The organism is Streptomyces sp. NPDC051211, from assembly GCF_040689505.1.
Classification (GTDB): Bacteria; Actinomycetota; Actinomycetes; order Streptomycetales; family Streptomycetaceae; genus Streptomyces.
This window is the reverse complement of record NZ_JBFBAV010000002.1, coordinates 205,544-221,802: the sequence shown is the minus strand read 5'-3', so window position 1 is coordinate 221,802 and position 16,259 is coordinate 205,544. Positions and strand designations below refer to the sequence as shown.

General features: G+C 72.5%; 14 protein-coding genes and 1 pseudogene. 8 read left to right on the top strand and 7 right to left on the bottom strand.

Annotation, left to right across the window (positions count from 1 at the left end; all coding sequences use genetic code 11):
- The first annotated feature begins 21 nt into the window (after positions 1-21).
- A complete protein-coding gene (gene sodX / locus AB0447_RS03975; protein ID WP_366474855.1) occupies positions 22-444 on the top strand; it encodes a nickel-type superoxide dismutase maturation protease in 423 nt (140 codons plus the stop codon).
- Here sodX and AB0447_RS03970 read toward each other — a convergent pair.
- A complete protein-coding gene (locus tag AB0447_RS03970; protein WP_366474854.1) occupies positions 348-977 on the bottom strand; it encodes a CGNR zinc finger domain-containing protein in 630 nt (209 codons plus the stop codon). The two genes, sodX and AB0447_RS03970, sit on opposite strands and share 97 nt — an antisense overlap.
- A gap of 83 nt (positions 978-1,060) precedes the next feature.
- Here AB0447_RS03970 and AB0447_RS03965 point away from each other — a divergent pair, with 83 nt between their 5' ends.
- The gene (locus AB0447_RS03965; RefSeq protein ID WP_366474853.1) at positions 1,061-1,813 is read left to right on the top strand and encodes a class I SAM-dependent methyltransferase; all 753 of its coding nucleotides are present in this window, start codon (positions 1,061-1,063) and stop codon (positions 1,811-1,813) included.
- Between the two features lie 165 nt (positions 1,814-1,978).
- Complete coding sequence (locus AB0447_RS03960) at positions 1,979-3,181, top strand: transposase (protein WP_366474852.1); 1,203 nt, start codon at positions 1,979-1,981, stop codon at positions 3,179-3,181.
- A 94-nt stretch (positions 3,182-3,275) separates the two neighbouring features.
- Here AB0447_RS03960 and AB0447_RS03955 read toward each other — a convergent pair.
- The 5 genes and pseudogenes from AB0447_RS03955 to AB0447_RS03935 all read right to left on the bottom strand — a co-directional run.
- Positions 3,276-3,581 (bottom strand): annotated as a pseudogene (locus tag AB0447_RS03955) (ATP-binding cassette domain-containing protein); the annotation flags it as partial.
- 77 nt (positions 3,582-3,658) lie between these two features.
- Positions 3,659-4,048 carry a hypothetical protein gene (locus AB0447_RS03950; protein WP_366474851.1) on the bottom strand — a complete coding sequence of 130 codons (390 nt, stop codon included), beginning with the start codon at positions 4,046-4,048 and terminating at the stop codon, positions 3,659-3,661.
- A 280-nt stretch (positions 4,049-4,328) separates the two neighbouring features.
- Positions 4,329-5,096 (bottom strand): amino acid ABC transporter ATP-binding protein, encoded by a 768-nt coding sequence (locus tag AB0447_RS03945; protein ID WP_366474850.1) that lies wholly within the window; start codon positions 5,094-5,096, stop codon positions 4,329-4,331.
- 5 nt (positions 5,097-5,101) lie between these two features.
- Positions 5,102-6,037 carry an amino acid ABC transporter permease gene (locus AB0447_RS03940; protein ID WP_366474849.1) on the bottom strand — a complete coding sequence of 312 codons (936 nt, stop codon included), beginning with the start codon at positions 6,035-6,037 and terminating at the stop codon, positions 5,102-5,104.
- A 61-nt stretch (positions 6,038-6,098) separates the two neighbouring features.
- A complete protein-coding gene (locus AB0447_RS03935; RefSeq protein WP_366474848.1) occupies positions 6,099-7,058 on the bottom strand; it encodes an ABC transporter substrate-binding protein in 960 nt (319 codons plus the stop codon).
- 522 nt (positions 7,059-7,580) lie between these two features.
- Here AB0447_RS03935 and AB0447_RS03930 point away from each other — a divergent pair.
- Positions 7,581-8,792 carry an NADP-dependent malic enzyme gene (locus AB0447_RS03930; protein WP_366474847.1) on the top strand — a complete coding sequence of 404 codons (1,212 nt, stop codon included), beginning with the start codon at positions 7,581-7,583 and terminating at the stop codon, positions 8,790-8,792.
- A 220-nt stretch (positions 8,793-9,012) separates the two neighbouring features.
- Here AB0447_RS03930 and AB0447_RS03925 read toward each other — a convergent pair whose 3' ends face one another.
- The gene (locus AB0447_RS03925) at positions 9,013-9,198 is read right to left on the bottom strand and encodes a DUF6104 family protein (RefSeq protein WP_366474846.1); all 186 of its coding nucleotides are present in this window, start codon (positions 9,196-9,198) and stop codon (positions 9,013-9,015) included.
- A gap of 156 nt (positions 9,199-9,354) precedes the next feature.
- Here AB0447_RS03925 and AB0447_RS03920 point away from each other — a divergent pair, with 156 nt between their 5' ends.
- The 4 genes from AB0447_RS03920 to fxsA all read left to right on the top strand — a co-directional run bounded on the left by AB0447_RS03920 (position 9,355) and on the right by fxsA (position 16,173).
- Positions 9,355-11,397, top strand: coding sequence for a trypsin-like peptidase domain-containing protein (locus AB0447_RS03920; RefSeq protein WP_366474845.1), 2,043 nt, complete (start codon positions 9,355-9,357; stop codon positions 11,395-11,397).
- An 18-nt stretch (positions 11,398-11,415) separates the two neighbouring features.
- Positions 11,416-12,420: a MoxR family ATPase gene (locus AB0447_RS03915; RefSeq protein ID WP_366474844.1), complete on the top strand. Its 1,005-nt coding sequence runs from the start codon at positions 11,416-11,418 to the stop codon at positions 12,418-12,420.
- Positions 12,421-12,426: 6 nt separating this feature from the next.
- Positions 12,427-15,888, top strand: coding sequence for an SAV_2336 N-terminal domain-related protein (locus AB0447_RS03910; protein ID WP_366474843.1), 3,462 nt, complete (start codon positions 12,427-12,429; stop codon positions 15,886-15,888).
- An 81-nt stretch (positions 15,889-15,969) separates the two neighbouring features.
- Positions 15,970-16,173: an FxSxx-COOH cyclophane-containing RiPP peptide gene (gene fxsA, locus AB0447_RS03905; protein ID WP_366474842.1), complete on the top strand. Its 204-nt coding sequence runs from the start codon at positions 15,970-15,972 to the stop codon at positions 16,171-16,173.
- The last annotated feature ends 86 nt before the right edge of the window (positions 16,174-16,259 follow it).

The following is a 16,259-nucleotide window of genomic DNA, read 5'->3' as shown; positions in this document are numbered from 1 at the left end:
GAAGGGCGAGGAGGAGCACAGATGCCGGGGAACAGCCAGACACGCGGGCGGATCGGAGTGGCGGAGGTGACCGGCCCGTCGATGGCGCCGACGCTGGAGGACGGGGACCGGCTGCTGGTCCGGTACGGGGCCCCCGTCCGGCCGGGTGCGGTCGTGGTGCTGCGGCATCCGTTCCAGCAGGACCTGCTGGTGGTCAAGCGGGCCGTGGAGCGCCGGCCCGGCGGCTGGTGGGTGCTCGGAGACAATCCGTACGCCGTGCCGCCGGGCGACAGCACCGACTACGGGGCCGTGCCCGAGGAGATGGTCCTCGCGACCGGGCTGCTGCGGCTGCGGCCGCGCGGCAAGGATCAGCGGTCGCTGGTGGCCCGGCTCTCCTGGGCGGCGACGGCGGTGCGGCCGCTGCCGGCCGACGCCTCGGCCTCCAGGCGCTTGCGGGCCCGGTAGGCGGCCACGTTGGCGCGGGTGGCGCACCGGTCGGAGCAGTAGCGCCGGGAGCGGTTGGTGGAGGTGTCGAGGTAGGCGTTGCGGCAGGGCGCCGCCTGGCACACGCCGAGCCGGTCGGCCCCGTACTCCGTCAGGTGGAAGGCCAGGCCCATGCAGGCGATGGCGGCATAGCCGGCGGTGGCGTTCGACGGGTGGTCGGCGAGGTGCAGGTGCCAGTTGGGTTCGCCGTCCTCGCCGAGGGTCTCGTGCCCGGAGATCTGCGGACTGACCGGATACTCCATCAGCAGCGAGTTCAGCAGGTCGACGGCGAGCACGTGGTCGCCGGAGTCGGCGGCCTCGAAGACGGACCGCAGCCGGCCGCGGACGTTGCGGAACCGGGTCACGTCCGCGTCGGTGGCCCGGCGGGCCATCTGCACGTTGGGGCCGAAGAGGCCGCGGACCGCGTCCACCGACGTGAGCGAGTCCTTGTTGCGGGCCGGCTCCTCGGTGTTGACCAGGCGCACGGCGTAGTCCGAGTAATGGGCCAGTTCCACTTGTAGTCCTTACGGCTGCGATCTAGGGTGGCGAGGTAACGGATGGCTTGGGTTCGAGGGTATTACGCGCGGAGGGTGTGGGGATGACCGTCGATACGGACTGGCAGGCCTGGCAGAACAGCTGGGACCGCCAGCAGGAGTGGTACATGCCCGACCGCGAGGAGCGGTTCCGGGTGATGCTGGACATGGTCGAGGCACTGGTCGGCCCGGCCCCCCGGGTCCTGGACCTCGCGTGCGGTACGGGAAGTATTACGGACAGGCTCCTCAAGCGGTTCCCCGATTCCACCAGTACGGGTGTCGACCTAGACCCGGCGCTGCTGACCATCGCCGAGGGCTACTTCGCGGGCGACCCGCGGGTCACCTTGGTCACCGCCGACCTCAAGGACCCCGACTGGGTATCGGCCCTGCCGTACGACTCCTACGACGCCGTGCTCACCGCCACCGCCCTGCACTGGCTGCACAGCGACCGGCTCGCCGTCCTCTACGGGCAGCTCGCGCCGCTGGTCCGGCCCGGCGGGGTGTTCATGAACGCCGACCACATGCCCGACCCGGCCACCCCGGCCATCAACGCCGCCGAGCGCGCACACCGGCACGCCGCCATGGACCGGGCCCGCGCCGAGGGGGCCCTGGACTGGGCCGACTGGTGGGCGCTGTGCGCGAAGGACCCGGTCCTCGCCGAGCCGACCGCGCGCCGGTACGAGATCTACGGCGAGCACGCCGACGGCGACACCCCGGACGAGGCCTGGCACGCCCGCACCCTGCGCGAGGCGGGCTTCGGCGAGGCCCGCACCGTCTGGCGGTCCCCCTCGGACGCCCTGGTCCTGGGGCGGAAGTAGCAACTCCCGCCCGGCACGGCGAAGGGGCGGTACGGGAACCCCGTACCGCCCCGGCCTGATGGTTTGGCTACCGCCACGGCTAAGCCGAGGTCGTTCGGTCGCTCGTTCGAGTGACTGTCAAGGAATCCGGGGGAGACGCGCAGAAGCAACGTTTACGGTCGCGCCATGACGACATCGGAGAACGGTGAGGGGGCCGGGCGCGCCCGGTATACCTATCGGCTTCGCGTGTCGTCCATCGCGCACTTGGCCCTGCTGGGTGAGTGGGAGCGGTGCCGGTGGGTGTGGAACGAGTGCGTTGCTCGGTCCAAGAAGGCCCACCGCGATGGGGAGAAGTGCGGTCCGGCGGCCCTGGACAGGATGCTGACCGAGGCACGCGCCCGCATGGCCTGGCTGCGTGAGGGCAGCAGCGTTGTGCAGCAGCAGAGCATCCGGGACTTCGGCAAGGCCCGCGCCAAAGCCATCAAGGACATCAAGGACCGCTTGCCTATGGCCCGGCGGGCAGGGATGCCCAAGTGGAAGAAGAAGCGCGAGGCGCTGCCGACGCTCAACTACACGCAGCGCGGTTTCCGCCTCAGGGACGGCAAGCTGCACCTGGCGTCGGGGATTGTTCTGACGGTGGTGTGGTCGAGGGATCTGACTGCCGTTCCGTCGTCGGTGCGGGTCTTCCGGGACAGTCTCGGCCACTGGTACGCCTCCTTCGTCGTTCCTGTCGAGGTGCAGCCGCTGCCCGAGACGGGCTGCGTGATCGGGATCGACTGGGGTGTGAGGGAGACCGCCACCACCACCAGCGATATCCACGACCTGCCGCACGCCGGGCGCGGCAAGACGGCCGCCGCGAAGCTTGCCCGCTACCAGCGGATGATGGTGCGCCGGAGACCGAAGAAGGGACAGGCTGGATCGTGCGGCTACAAGGCGGCGAGGAAGCAGGCCACGAAGCTGCACAAGAAGGTTGCCCGGCAGCGGCAGGACACCGCCCGCAAGTGGGCCAAATCCGTGGTCCGTGATTACGACCACCTTGCGGTGGAGGACTTCCGTCCGAAGTTCCTCGCCAAGACCACCATGGCCAAGAAGGCCGCTGACGCCGCCATCGGCGCCACGAAGACGGCCCTGATCGAGATGGGCCGCAAGCACGGGCGTACCGTGCACCTGGTCCACCCCGCATACACCACGATGGACTGCGCGCACTGCGGAGCGAGAGCCAAGCACGCACTGCCGCTGGGGATGCGCACCTACACCTGCACCGCGTGCGGAGCCGTGACCCCACGGGACAAGAACTCCGCCCGCGTGATGCTCGTCCGGGCTGGTCTCATTCCGGCTGGCGCTGATTGCGGAAGACCTGACGGACCGCCGGTCCGGCAGGCTGCATGAGCCAGGAATCCCCTCCTTGAAGAAGGGGAGGACGTCAACATGGCAGTCATCAGGCAGATACCCCCTTGCGGTTCGAGAAGAGGTAGAGGCTCGTTTACAGCACCCTGGACAGGAACGCCTTCGTCCGGTCGTGCTGCGGGTTGCCCAGCACATCGCGTGGGTGGCCGGATTCGACGACCACGCCGCCGTCCATGAAGAGGAGGTTGTCGCCGACCTCGCGGGCGAAACCCATCTCGTGCCTGGCCACGACTATGGTCATGCCGTCCTCGGCCAGACCGCGCATGACGTCCAGGACGTCGCCCACCAGTTCCGGGTCGAGCGCCGAGGTGGGCTCGTCGAAGAGCATCAGGTTGGGCTCCATGGCCAGCGCATGGGCGATCGCCACGCGCTGCTGCTGGCCGTCAGGTGACCGGACCGTGGGCATGCGCAAGGGGTGGCGACGCCGCATGGCGTCGCCACCCCTTGCGTCTCCCGGGTTTACGGGAGCATCAGCCACGGGCTGCGGTACGGCAGCGTCCACGTTCCGGAGGAGATCCAGTTGATCTGAGTGTAGGTGGCGTACGCCTCACCTGTCTGAGGCGTGCTGTCGTAGAAGTCGGGAGCCGTGAACCGCATGTCGTTTATGGCCCCCGACGGGCACGGGTGCACCTTGTTCGACACGACCTGCGAGTTGCCCGTCCGGACCGCCCGAATGGCTATGTTGCAGGCAGGGTGCCCGGACGCGAGGCTGATGTACGCGTCGGGGCGCCCCACGCCCCACCCGGGTGCGCTGATGCAGGTCTTGATCTTGACGTACTGGCGGCCGGCCCCTTCGTAATACGTGCCGCAGCCGCCGCCGCTGGCTGCCTGGGCGCTGGACCCCGTCATCACGGATGCCACCACCATTCCGGCGACGCCGATACTCCGTGCAGCCGTGTGAACTAATCGATGCAACGAAACCTCCAAGGTTCCTTGCCGAGTCGGCAAGATGTTCGACCTCACGCTAGGAGGGCCGTGCCTCGGTTGCCTCGGTTCCGCGCAAACTTGAGCTTCTTCAGAGCTTTTCGTCCGGCGACGACGCCGGACGTATGCGCAAAGGGCCGAGGCTCCGCCGCGCAAAAGCGGCGGAGCCTCGGCCCGATGGGGTGCCCGTTGGCCGGGATCCCAGTCAAAGCACCTTGGACAGGAACGCCTTCGTCCGGTCGTGCTGCGGGTTCGTCAGGACCTCACGCGGGTGGCCCGACTCGACCACGACACCGCCGTCCATGAAGACCAGGTTGTCGCCGACCTCGCGGGCGAAGCCCATCTCGTGGGTCACCACGATCATGGTCATGCCGTCCTCGGCCAGACCGCGCATGACGTCCAGGACGTCACCCACCAGCTCCGGGTCGAGCGCCGAGGTGGGCTCGTCGAAGAGCATCAGCTTGGGCTCCATGGCCAGCGCGCGGGCGATCGCCACGCGCTGCTGCTGGCCGCCGGAGAGCTGGGACGGGTAGTTGCCGCCCTTGTCGCCCAGGCCCACCCGGTCGAGCAGCCGGACGGCACGCTCGCGCGCCACCGACTTGCTCTCGCCCTTCACCATGACGGGGGCTTCCATGACGTTCTCGATGGCCGTCATGTGCGGGAACAGGTTGAACCGCTGGAAGACCATGCCGATGTCCCGGCGCTGGGCCGCGACCTCGCTGTCCTTCAGCTCGTACAGCTTGTCGCCCTTCTGGCGGTAGCCGACGAGCTCCCCGTCGACGTACAGCCGGCCACCGTTGATCTTCTCGAGGTGGTTGATGCACCGCAGGAAGGTCGACTTGCCGGAGCCGGACGGGCCGACCAGGCAGAAGACCTCACGGGGGGCGACCTCCAGGTCGATGCCCTTGAGGATGTGAGCGGCGCCGTAGGACTTGTGGACGCCCTCGGCCTTCACCATTGCCGTAGCAGTCATGTGGATCACCGCCGCCAGTTGGAGAGGGACTTGAGGTTCGTCTTGATCTTCTGCAGCGGGGTCGCCGGCAGCGAGCGCAGCGCACCGCGCGCGTAGCGGCGTTCCAGGTAGTACTGGCCGACCGAGAAGACGCTGGTCAGCACCAGATACCAGATGGAGGCCACGAAGAACATCTCCATCACCGCGAACGACGTGGAGGCGATGTCCTGGGCCGCCCGCAGCAGCTCGGGGTACTGCACGGCGACCACCAGCGACGAGGTCTTGAGCATGTTGATGAACTCGTTGCCCGTCGGCGGGACGATCACCCGCATGGCCTGCGGGAGCACGATCCGGCGCATGGTCTGACTCTGCTTCATGCCCAGGGCGTGCGACGCCTCGGTCTGTCCCTCGTCGACCGACTGGATGCCGGCCCGGACGATCTCCGCCATGTACGCGCCCTCGTTGAGGCCGAGACCCAGGAGGGCGGCCAGGAAGGGCGTCATCACGTCCTTCATCTCGTCCCGGTAGAACCCGAGGTTGATGAATTCGAAGATCAGGGGGAGGTTGAACCAGATGAGGAGCTGGACGTACACCGGGGTGCCCCGGAAGAACCAGATGTACAGCCACGCGATGGTGCTGGTCACCGGGTTCTTCGAGAGCCGCATCACGGCGAACAGGACACCCAGCGCCAGGCCCAGCGCCATCGCGGTGACGCTGATCCAGACGGTGTTGCCCAGACCCTTCAGGATGGTCGGGTCGAAGAGCTTCTCCGGCACCGTGGCCCAGCGGACCTTGCCCTGCGAGAAGGCGTAACCGAGCGCCCCGAGCAGGCCGAGGACGACGGCGGCACTGATCCAGCGGCCGTAGTGGCGCACCGGGATGGCGCGGATCATCTCTGGGGGGACGGCCCCGGCCGGCGGGTTGTCCGCCGGGCCCGGGACCTTGTCGAGCTTGTCAGTCACAGTGACTGCCCTTCAGTGCTGCTTGAACTTCGGAGCGCATGAGGGAGCGCTCCGGGGGAGGTCACTGACCGGCGTTGACCTTGGCCTCGGTCACGGCGCCGGAGCCGGCGTTCCACTTGTCGAGGGCGGCCTTGTAGGTGCCGTCCTTGATGGTCGCGTCGAGGGCGGCCTTGAGGGCGTCGCGCAGCTCGGTGTTCTTCTTGTCCACGGCGATGCCGAACAGGCCGGCGTCGGTCGGGTTGGCGATGGCCTCGAAGTCGTTGCCGCCGCCCGCGGTCTTCGCGATGTACGCGGCGACCGGGGAGTCGTTCAGGTCGGCGACCGCGCCGCCGGCCTTCACGCGGGTCTGGGCCTCGGCGTCGGTCGGGAAGGACTCGATCTTGAGCTCGCCCTTGCCGTCCTTCTTGCACTTCTCGGACTGGTCCTTGGCGGACTGCTCGTAGGTGGTGCCGCGCTGGACGGCGACCGTCTTGCCGCACAGGTCATCGAGGGTCTTGATGCCCTCGGGGTTGCCCTTCTTGACCAGGATGCCGGTGGAGGCGGAGAAGTAGTCGACGAAGTCGACGCCGGTACCGGTCTTCTGGCCCTTGTCGTCCAGACCCTCCTGGCGGGCCTTGGTGTCGGTCAGCGAGGACATGACCACGTCGCTGCGGCCCGCCGCCATGCCCGTGAGCAGGGCATCGAAGGTGCCGGACTCGAACTTGAACGTCACGCCGAGCTGCTTGCTCAGTGCCGCCGCGATGTCGGGGTCGACACCGACGATCTTGCCGCCCTCGGTGAACTCCATCGGGGCGTAGGTCGCGTCCGTACCGACCTTGATCACACCCGCGTCCTGGATCTTCTTCGGAAGCTTCGAGAAGAGCGGCGCGCTGTTGTTCGCCTGGCCCGACGGGGTCGAGGTGCCCTTGTCGGTCTGGTCGCCACAACCGGTGAGGATCAGGGCGCCGGCGACCGCGATCGCGCCGACCGCGGCGATCCGGGACCGGGCGGCGGTCGTACGACGGGTGGTGCGAGCGGTCATGAGCTGGTTCCTCCGGCAGGTGGAAAAGCATCCGATGAGGTCGAGGCACGCACCATCGAGTGCCGCGCCCTTGTGTGATTAGGGGCATCTTGCCATTCGGACTGACGCATTCAGGCTGCCCGTCAGGTCAAAATCGGATAACGGGCGCGGAGGGGACCCAACAGGACTGCGGAAGACGGGCGGCCCGGCCGGAGTATGTGCGGTGTCCCAGCTGTTTGACAGCGATTCCTACGGCCCGTCTCGATCATTGGGCACAGCCTCTTGGACTTTCTGCCGAAATCTGGACAAGAGGTTTAAGGTCGAGCAGGAATCGACTCGTCTGGGTGAGTGTTCTTCGGGTAGAACAGATCCTTACACCCCTCATCCGGGGCTCAGGGCGCGTGTGCGGCGCGCCCGCGCGTACGAACCTCCCCTTCGCGGAGGCGGGCCAACCGCCGATGCGGAGCACGGACGCGGTGCCCGCCCACCCCTTAACCAGGAGTGGCCACCCTCAACGATTCAGAACTTAAGGGGCCAACAGAAGTGGCAGCGGAGATCGTCAATCCTCGCAGCGACAGTGCGACCGACGCGACGGACAACAACCCGGACGCAGTGTTCGCGCTGCACCGGGGAGGCAAGATGGCCGTGCAGGCCACCGTCCCCGTCCGGAACAAGGACGACCTGTCCCTCGCTTACACGCCCGGCGTGGCCAAGGTGTGCACCGCCATCGCCGAGCAGCCGGAGCTCGTCAACGAGTACACCTGGAAGTCCAACGTGGTCGCCGTCGTCACCGACGGCACGGCCGTGCTCGGACTCGGTGACATCGGGCCCGAGGCCTCCCTCCCCGTGATGGAGGGCAAGGCCATCCTCTTCAAGCAGTTCGGCGGTGTCGACGCGGTTCCGATCGCGCTCGCCACCAAGGACACGGACGAGATCATCGAGACCGTCGTCCGCCTCGCGCCGTCCTTCGGCGGGGTGAACCTGGAGGACATCTCCGCCCCCCGCTGCTTCGAGATCGAGCGCCGGCTGCAGGAGCAGCTGGACATCCCGATCTTCCACGACGACCAGCACGGCACCGCCATCGTGTCGCTGGCCGCACTGCGGAACGCCGCCAAGCTCACCGGTCGCACCCTCGGCGACCTGCGCGCGGTCATCTCCGGCGCCGGCGCGGCGGGCATCGCCATCGCCAAGATCCTCGTCGACGCGGGCATCGGCGACGTGTGCGTCACCGACCGCAAGGGCGTGGTCTCCGCCGACCGCTCCGACCTGACCGACGTCAAGGCGGAGATCGCCGGCCTCACCAACAAGTCGGGCCTCACCGGCTCCCTGGAGAGCGCCCTGGCCGGCGCCGACGTCTTCATCGGCGTCTCCGGCGGGACGGTTCAGGAGGAGGCCGTGGCCTCGATGGCGAAGGACGCCTTCGTCTTCGCCATGGCCAACCCCAACCCGGAGGTCCACCCGGACGTCGCGCACAAGTACGCGGCGGTCGTGGCCACCGGCCGTTCGGACTTCCCGAACCAGATCAACAACGTGCTGGCCTTCCCCGGCATCTTCGCGGGCGCCCTCAAGGTCCGGGCCACCCGGATCACCGAGGGCATGAAGATCGCCGCGGCCGACGCCATCGCCGGTGTCGTGGGTGACGAGCTCGCCGCCGACTACGTGATCCCCTCGCCGTTCGACGAGCGGGTCGCCGTGGCCGTTGCCGAGGCGGTTGCCGCCGCGGCGCGGGCCGACGGGGTCGCGCGCCTGGCGTAGTACCGCCGCCCTGTACGTCGAAGAGGCCCGGCCGGAGTGCATCCGGCCGGGCCTCTTCGCGTGCGCCGTGCGCGACCGCCCGGGGGCCCGGGGCACCGGGGGTGGTGCGGGCCGTGGTGCCGTGCGGCGCCGTTGCGGGGGCGCTGCCCCCGAGCCCCCGCGCCTCAAACGCCGGCGGGGCTGGGGTTGCCTGCGGGGCCGGGGTGGTCGGCGGGGCGGGCTACTCCTCGTCCTCGTCCTCGTCGTCGAGCCGGGCCAGCCAGGTGGCCAGTCGCTCGACCGGGACCTCGAAGTCCGGGTTCAGGTCGACGAAGGTGCGGAGCTGCTCGGCGAGCCACTCGAAAGTGATCTCCTCCTCGCCGCGCCGCTTCTCCAGCTCCTCGATGCCGCGATCGGTGAAGTACAAGTCAGGCTCCGTGGGTCATGGGTGATTCCCGGCCAGGATAATCCGGGTTTCTCCCGGACCTCCCCTCCGGCCGGGGGCGGAGTTAGCCTGAACTGCTTCTAACGCGCAGGGTACGGGGATTCGCCGACGAGCCTGCCGAGCGTGGGGAGGGCGGGGATGGGGGACGGGCGCACGGGCGACGCCGCGCGCGCCTTCGAGCTCCTGGAGCCCCTGGTCCTGGCCGCCACCGTACGCATCCACGCCGCTCCGGACGGGTATGGGAACACAGGGGCCGGCAACACCTGGGGGAGCGGGTTCTTCATCGCTCCCGGCTGGGTCCTGACGTGCGCGCACGTGGTGGGCGAAGGGGGTGGTGGGTCGGTGCGGCTCACGGGCCGGGAGATCGGCATCACCTTCGCCGCGGGCGACGACGGCAGCACCGGGACCGTCGCCGGCCGGGTCGAATGCGTCCTGCCCGAAGCGGACGGCCTGCCGCGCCCCGGCGGGCTGTGGCCGCTGCCCGACCTCGCCCTGGTCCGCGTCCTGGCCCCGGTGTCGCACGCCTGCGTCTGGCTGTCCGACCGGCCGCGGCCCCGCTTCGAGGAGGTCGCCTACTTCGGCTGCACCGACGAGATGGGCCATCCGGAGATCACCGGCCGGTCCACCCGGCTGCGCGGCGCCCTCGGCCGGCAGGCCGCGCTCCGGCTCGGCGCCGAGGACGAGGTCGAGGCCGGCATGTCCGGCGGGCCCGTGGTGGACCTCGTACGCGGCGAGGTGGTCGGGGTGGTCAAGGCCCGGCGGCAGGGCGGCGGAGGCGGGCTGGCCGTGGCGATCACCCAGCTGCGGGACCTGCCGATGGGCGGCCGGGGCCGGACCGGGCTCTACCGGCGGGTGATGCAGGGCCACGACCTGCACCACTACGACCAGCACATGAGCGACCTGAACACCCGCCGGACCTGGACCGACGTGCAGGAGGAACTGCCGGCCGAGCGGGAGTTGTTCGGCGGCCGGCAGCGGCTCACCGCCGCCGAGCGCACCACCCTGTGCGGGCTGCTCGCCGAGCTGCCGCCGCCCGCCTCCTCCGAGGCCGTCCAGCTCCTGGTGGAGGCCGCCCGCGGCGAGGACCGGGACCCGGCCCTGAAGGCACCCCTGACCTGGCGGGACGGCCTCGGCCTGCTGTACGACCCGCCCGGCGTGGTCAGCGAGGCCGCGGCCATGCTCCGGTACGCCACCGACGTCAGCACCGCCGACCACCGCGAGCCGCCCTCGCCCGGCGCCGACGAGGAACTGTGGGACTGGGTCCGCGGCACCGCCGAACGGCTCTGGCGGCCGCTGCGCCGGGAGCTGGGCGAGCGCCGCGAGCTGGGCCTGGCGGAACGCGCCCGGAGCCGCCGCGCGGCCGTCGCCCGGCCGGTGCCCGCCCCCGCCCGGGGGCATGGCACGCTCCCGCCCGGCCCCTCCGTGCTGCTGGAAGCCTGGGCGCACCGCTGGGAAGAGGTGTACGACTGGCGGGTGTCGGTGCTGCTCGGCCCCGAGCACGTCTCCCCGGTGGACTCGGGCGTCCGGGTCCGGCCGGCCCGGCTGCCCGCGGAGTTACGGGCCCCGCTGGCCGAAGGCTTCCGGCGCTGCGACACCCACGACTCGGCCGCGCTCCTCGAAGTCGCCGTCGACCCCGATCTGTTCGGCCTCCCCGTCGACGAGTGGACGGTGTCCGGCGGGGTGCCGCTGGGGGTGCAGCGGCCGGTGGTGTTCCGCTACCCCGCGGGGGCGCCGCCGCCCGCCGGGCCGGAGCGCGGCCGCCGGGACGACCGCTGGGCGCGGGCGCTGGCCGGCCCGCTCCAGGACGAGCGCGCCGACTGCGCGCGGGGCCGGCCGCGCGGCCCCTCGTACGACTGGCTCGACGGCCTGCCGGCCCACACGGTCCCGGTGCACTGCCGGCTGGGCGGCCTGCACGAGGTGCGGGAGGCCGGGTTCGGGGTGTCGGTCGCCCGCCGGCTGCCGCCCGGCCCGCCGGTGTCCTGCGCGCCCTTCCACCGCGGGGTGCGGGAGGTGCTCACCGAGGCGGGCGGGGCCGGCCCGCTGCCGCTGCGGCTGCTGGCGCTGCGGGGGCGGGCGTACGGGCGGGACCCCGATGCGTACTGGGCGGCCGGCATGGGCCTGGTCTGGGAGGACCCGCAGCGCCCGCTTCCGTTCGACGAGCCCCTGCAGGGGGACCTGTAACCCGAGGAAGGAACCGCCGTGAACGAGGAGTGGCTCATCTACCGGGGTGTCGGTGAGCCCCATGACGGGATCGACGCCCTGCCCGACCCGCCGCCCTGGCGGGACTTCGACGGCGGCCCCGTCGCCGTGCCCGGGGCCGAGGCCGCCGAGGCGGACAGCGCCGCCGCCCGGCGGCTCGGCGCCCACCGGCACGCCGCCGAGTTGCACCGGCCCGAGCCCGAGGAACTGGAAGCCGTCAACGCCGCGCTGTACCTGCGCCGGCCGCTGCTCGTCACCGGCTACCCCGGCACCGGCAAGTCCACCCTCGCCCACGCCGTGGCCCACGAGCTGAAACTCGGCCGGGTGCTGCGCTGGCCGGTGGTCTCCCGCACCGTGCTCCAGGAGGGCCTCTACCGGTACGACGCCATCGCGCGGCTGCAGGACGTCCAGTTGGCCGGCGGGTCCGGCGCCCCCGCCCCCGGCATCGGCAAGTACATCCGGCTCGGCCCGCTGGGCACCGCCCTGCTGCCCACCGGGAAACCCCGGGTGCTGCTCATCGACGAACTCGACAAGAGCGACATCGACCTGCCCAACGACCTCCTCAACGTCCTGGAGGAGGGCGAGTTCGCGCTGCCCGAACTGGAGCGGGTCGCCGACCACGAGCCCGAGGTGCAGGTGCTCACCGACGACGGGGCCAAGGTCACCGTCCACGACGGCCGGGTGCGCTGCCGCGCCTTCCCCTTCATCATCCTCACCAGCAACGGCGAACGGGAGTTCCCCGCCGCCCTGTTGCGCCGCTGCATCCAGCTCAGGCTCGGCCAGCCCGGCGAGAAACGGCTCGCCACCATGGTCCGGGCGCACCTCGGCGAGGAGGCGGCCGAGCTGGGCGCCGAGCTCATCCGGGAGTTCCTCAGCCGCTCCCGCACCGAACTCCTCGCCGCCGACCAGCTCCTCAACGCCATCTACCTCACCCACCACGCGGCGCCGCCCAGCCGGGAGGACCTGGCCGACCTGCTCATCCAACGCCTCGACCGCCCGAGGTGAGGGGCCGTGACCGTCCCTGAACTCCGTGCACTGGTCGGCGTCCTGCGGACCGGCGGGCTCGACCTGACCGCGGAGGAACTCGCGGACGCCCTCTGGCTCGCCGCCCGCACCACCGGCCCCGGCCGGAACCCGGCCCGTACCGGCACTGCGGAGGCACCCGAGGACGACCCGGCGGACCGGCGGACCCCGCGGGAGCCGCCGGAAGCGGGCACCGAGGCGGACCCCCCGGACCCGGACCGGCCACCGGACCCGGCGGAAGAGGACCCGGTGACCCTGTACGCCGCAGGCCGCCCGGACACACCGGGCCGGCCGGACGGCCCGGACCCCGGGAAACTGCCGCCGGGCACCACCGCCGTACCGGTACGGGTGCCGGCCGCGGCCGCGCTGCCCCGGATCCTGGACATCCAGCGGGCCCTGCGCGCCCTGCAGCGGCACCGCCCGCCCGCCCCGCCCGCCCGGCTGGTGCTCGACGAGCCGGCCACCGCCGACGCGAGCGCCCGCGCACTGGGCCAGATCATCCCGGTGCTGCGGCCGGAGGCGCGCCGCGAGACGACCGTACGGCTGGTGATGGACGCGTCGCCCTCGATGGCGGTGTGGCAGGACATGTTCGACGAACTGCGGGCGGTGTGCGAACGGCTGGGCGCCTTCCGCGACGTGCAGGCGCACTATCTGCACCGGCTGGCGGACGGCACCCCGGCGGTCGGCCGCGGCCCGTCCCCGGACACCGGCGTGCGCTCCGGGGACCAGCTGCGGGACCCCACCGGGCGCGGGATCACCATGGTGGTCTCCGACTGCACCGGGCCGCTGTGGCGGGAGGGCCGGGCGCAGCAGCTGCTGCACCGGTGGACCGAGTGCACCCCCTCGGTGATCGTGCAGCCGCTGCCGCAGCGGCTGTGGGCGCGGACCTGGCTGCCCACCGAACGGGGCACGCTCCACCGGCTGGAGGGGACCGTCGGCGGGCTCGGCTTCCGGGCCGACCGGCCGCCGCTGCCCGGCCGCCCGGCGGGCGGGCTGACCGTACCGGTGCTGCCGCCGAGCGCCCGGGCCCTGGGGGCCTGGGCCCGGCTGGTGGCCGGCCTCGGCTCGGGACCGGTGCCGGCCGAGGTGGGCCGGGTGCTGGCCGGGCATCCCGGGGCGCCCGCACCGCCGCCGCGGGCCGCCCGGCCGCCGCGCGAACTGGTGCGTCGGTTCCGGTCCACGGCCTCGCCGCGGGCCGTGCAGCTGGCGGTGTACCTGTCGGCGACCCCGCTGAGCCTGCCGGTGATGCGGCTGGTGCAGCGGACGATGCTGCCCGATTCGGAGCCCTCGGACCTGGCGGAGGTGCTGCTCGGCGGGCTGCTGCGGCGCAGCGGACCGGCGCCGGGGGAGTGGTACGAGTTCGTTCCCGGGGTGCAGGAGGTGCTGCTGGGGCCGTTGGGGCGGGACGAGGCGGCACTGGTGCTCAAGCACTGCTCGGAGTACGTGCTCCAGCACTTCGGGCGGGGCGTACGGAACTTCCCCGCGCTGGCGGTGTCCCAGCTGACCGGGGTGCCGGCGGCGGAGCCGGAGCCGGACGCCTGCGATGCGGCCGGGCAGCCGATCGTACGGCCCTCGGCGGCCGGGCTGCCGCAGGCGTTCGCGCAGGTTTCGGCCAAGGTGGTGCGGCGCTACCTGCCGGTGCCGGCGGGGCCCGGCGGCCCCGCGGACGGGGTCGGCCCGGCCGGCCCGGCGGTGCCGCCCGCCGCACCGCCGCTGCCCGACCGCAGCACGGCCGTACGGGCCGCCCTGGCCCGGCTCGCCGCGTACGACCGGGACGCCGGCCAGCGGGCCCTGCACGAGGCGGTGGCGATGCTGCGCCGCGCGGTCGCCGCTCCGCCGGGCCCCGGGGACACCCCCGGCGAGGCCGAGTCCGAACTGGCGGGCGCGCTGCTGCGGTTGTGGGCGGTGCAGCGGGACCCGGAACTCCTGACCGAGGCCGAGGAGACGGCCCGCCGGACCGGGAACCACCGGGGCCGGGCCATGCTGGGCCGGGTGCTGTACGAACGGGCCGGGGCGGCCGGACCGGGGGAGACGCCCGACCTGCTGGCCGCCGCCGAACGGGAGTTCGCGGCGGTGGGGGCGGTCGGCGCGGTGGGGGCGGGCCCGCTGCCGGACCGGGAGCTGCTGGTGGACTGCGCGGTCCGCCGGGCCGAGACGCTGACCTGGCTGTACGAGCTGCGCGGGGACCCGGCGGTGCTGTGGGAGGCGCTCGCCGCGCTGGAGGTCTTCGAGCCCGCTCCCGGTGAGGCGCGGCTCCGACTGGCCCTGGGGCAGGTGCTGCTGGCCCTGGCGGACCGGGAACCCGACCCGGCGGCCCGTACGCCGCTGGCGGAGCGGGCCGCGGACCGGCTCGCTGCGGGGCTGCGGGCACTGCCGGGCGGCACGGGTGCCCCGGGCGGTACGGGTGCCCCGGGTGGTACGGAGGCGCCGGGCTCGCGCGGACGGGAGGCCGGACGGGAGGCCCGACCGGAAGCCGGACGCGGGGCCCGGCCCGGGGCCGGACGGGAAACCGGGCCCGAGGGCGGACGGGAGACCCGGCCCGAGGACGAGGGCGAGGGCGGCGAAGGCGGGCGGCGGCTGCGGGCGCGGGCCCGGGTGGATCTCGCCGGAGCCCTGCGGCACCTGCCCGGGCGGCTGGAGGAGGCCGGGGAGCAGCTTGCGGTGGCCCTGGAGGAGGCTGCCGGGGAGCCCGCGCTGCGGCTGGCCGGGCTGGTGTGCCTGGCCCGGCTGCACCGGGCGCGGTACGCGCGGGACGCCGACCCGGCCGCGCTGGAGGACGCGGCCGAGGCGTACGGGAGGGCCCGGCGGCTGATCCCCCGGGACGGGGACGCGTACGCGGAAGTGCTGCCCGAGTGGGGCGAGGTCCTGCTGGAGCGGGCCCGCGTCGAGGACGGGCGGCCGTTCGCCTCGACCGCGGTACGGGTGCTGCGGGAGAGCCGGGCCGCGGTGCCGCAGTCCGACCCCCGGGCGGGCCGCAGGCTGCGCCGGCTGGCCGCCGGGCTCCGGCTGCGGCACGACTACGAGGGCGACCTGGTCGACCTGCGCGAGGCGGAGTACCTGCTGGAACTCGCGGTGCGGATGAGTCCGGGGCCGCTGGACCGGGCGAAGGCCTGGCGGGACCACGGCGACGTGCAGCGGGACATCGCCGGCCACACCCGGGCCGCCGACCGGCTGGACCGGGCCGCCGACTCCTACCGGCGGGCCTGGCGGGCCGCCCTGGACGCCGACCGTGAGGACCGCGGGGACACCGCCGCGCAGCTGGCGGCCCGGGTGCAGGAGCTGCGGGGGGAGGTGCTGGAGCGGCTGGACCGGCCCCGGGCGGCCCTGGACGCGTACCGGGCCGCGTTCGACCTCTGGCAGCGGATCGGCGGGCCGGGAGATTCCGGCGGGTCCGGCGAGGAGCGGCGGGAGGCGCTCCGGGCCCGGATCCGGGCCCTGGAGAGCCCGTAGCGGGCCGTTTCCGCCGACCGGCCCCAGGGAAAGGGGAGTGGACCGCTCAGCCGTACGACACAACAGGGGGGACGGGCACACATGATGACGAGGAATCAGGCACCCACCGACACGGCCGCGGAGGGCCGGCGCTGCCCGGCCCGGCTGCCGGACCTGTCGAGGTTCGACCTGGCCGCCCTGCGCGGCATCGACCACCCGGTGCTCGCCGAGGTGATCGAAAGCATGGTGGAGCGGGTCACCCACCCGGCGGAGATCCTGAACGCCTTCGACTCCAGCGTCATATGAGCGGCAGCCACGTGGAGTTGACCACTTTCCGCCGTTAGCCGCGCGCATCCGAAGGGCAGGGATGGACCGTCCGCAGCGGGAGGAAC